General features: G+C 71.9%; 2 protein-coding genes. Both read right to left on the reverse strand.

From position 1 onward, the window contains the following. On the reverse strand, positions 1–1,356 hold a 1,356-nt coding region (cysS, locus tag G6018_RS12120), incomplete at its 3' end, for a cysteine--tRNA ligase (RefSeq protein WP_182639728.1). Between the two features lie 42 nt (positions 1,357–1,398). Further along, entirely contained in the window at positions 1,399–1,881 is a 483-nt protein-coding gene (gene ispF, locus G6018_RS12125; protein WP_179524505.1) for a 2-C-methyl-D-erythritol 2,4-cyclodiphosphate synthase, read from the reverse strand. Between the last annotated feature and the right edge of the window lie 175 nt (positions 1,882–2,056).

Genomic DNA, 2,056 nt, shown 5'->3' on the forward strand with positions numbered 1-2,056 from the left:
TCCGGCCGAGACCAGACGGTCCCGGATCGCGTCGGCGGTGGCGAAGTCCTTGTTCGAACGCGCGATGTCGCGCGCCTCGAGTTCTGCGCGCACGAGCGAGTCGAGCGCTGTCGTCGCGGCGTCGTCCGCGCCGCCCTCGGCCATCCAGTGGGGGTCGAGGGGATCGACGCCCACGACCGCCGTCATCGCCCGCACGGCCGACGCGGCCGTCAGCGCCGCGTCGAGGTCGCCGGACGCCAGGGCGGTGTTCCCCTCGCGCACCCGACCGTGGATCTCCGCCAGTGCGGCGGGGACCCCGAGATCGTCGTTCATCGCCGCGGCGAACCCGTCCGTCCAGTCACCCACGGGCACCTCGACGCCGGCCTCGGTCACGCGCCGCACGAACGCCTCGATCCTCCGGTACCCGGCGGCCGCCTCCTGCAGTGCCTCCGGCGAGTACTCGAGCATCGAGCGGTAGTGCGCGCTGCCGAGGTAGTAGCGCAGCTCGACGGGTCGCACCGCGCTGAGGATGTTGGGCACGCTGAGCACGTTGCCCAGCGACTTGCTCATCTTCTCCCCCGCCATGGTGACCCACCCGTTGTGCAGCCAGTACCGGGCGAAGCCGTCTCCGGCCGCGTGGGACTGTGCCGCCTCGTTCTCGTGGTGCGGGAACTGCAGGTCCAGACCACCGCCGTGGATGTCGAAGGTCCCACCGAGGTACCAGGTCGCCATGGCCGAGCACTCGAGATGCCAGCCCGGACGGCCCTCCCCCCACGGGGTGGGCCAGCTGGGCTCCCCCGGCTTGGCCGCCTTCCACAGCGCGAAGTCCCGCGGGTCCCGCTTGCCGCGCAGGTCCGCCGCCTCACCCTGGTCGACCTCGTCGAGGCGGTGTCCCGAGAGGTGGCCGTAATCGCCCTCCGGTGCGGCCGACCAGGCGGCCACGTCGAAGTAGACGCTGCCCTCGGCCGGATAGGCGAAGCCGCGCTCGATGAGCCGCTCCATGTAGTCGATCATCTGCGTCACGTGCCCGGTCGCCCGCGGCTCGGTGGACGGCGGCAGGACCCCGAGGGCGTCATACGCCCTGGTGAACTCGCGTTCGTGCGTGGCGACCCACTCCCACCACGGCCGGCCGTTCTCGGCGGCCTTGGTGAGGATCTTGTCGTCGATATCGGTGACGTTGCGGACGAACGCCACGTCGTAGCCCGTGGCCAGCAGCCAGCGGCGCAGGACGTCGAAGGCGACCCCGGACCGGACGTGGCCGATGTGCGGCACGGACTGGGGGGTGGCTCCACAGAGGTAGACGGACGCGTGCCCCTCCCGGACTGGGGTGAACTCCCGGAGGGAGCGGGTGGCGGTGTCGTACAGATGGAGCGTCACGGGTAGCGAGTCTACCGGTGACGCACCCTCCCGCCCGCTTCGTCAGCTCCGGAACACCAGGGCCGTCGCCACGGCGGAGACCCCCTCACCGCGACCGGTGAAGCCCATGCCGTCGGTCGTGGTGGCCGAGACGGAGACCGGGGCGCCGATGATCGCCGAGAGGGTCTGTTCCGCCTCGACCCGCCGCGGGCCCATCTTGGGGCGGTTGCCCACCATCTGCACGGCGGCGTTCCCGATCGCCCACCCGTGCCCGGCGAGTTCCGCCACCGCCTCGCGCAGGAGCCGCTCACCCGAGACGTCGTCGTACTCGGGGCGACCGGTGCCGACCAGGGTGCCGAGGTCACCGAGACCGGCCGCGGACAGGAGCGCGTCGACCAGGGCGTGGGCCACCACGTCGCCGTCGGAGTGCCCCTCGCACCCGTGGTCGTCCGGGAAGTGCAGGCAGGCCATCATGCATCGCTTGCCGGGCTGCACCTGATGGGCGTCGGTGCCGATGCCGACGCGCGGGATCACGGGTCCGGTCACGGGTGCTCCTCCGGGTTCTCGCGTGCACCGGGCTCCTGCGGTGCGCCGACTTCGTGCAGGGCACGGACTTCCGACAGGGCACGGACTTCGTGCAGGGCTCGGACGTGGTCCGATGCCGTGGTGATCTTGAAGGCGAGCGGGTCGCCGTCGACGGTCGCCACCGTCCCGCCCAGCC

The sequence above is a fragment of the Dietzia sp. DQ11-44 genome (genome assembly GCF_014145205.1).
Classification (GTDB): domain Bacteria; phylum Actinomycetota; class Actinomycetes; order Mycobacteriales; family Mycobacteriaceae; genus Dietzia; species Dietzia natronolimnaea.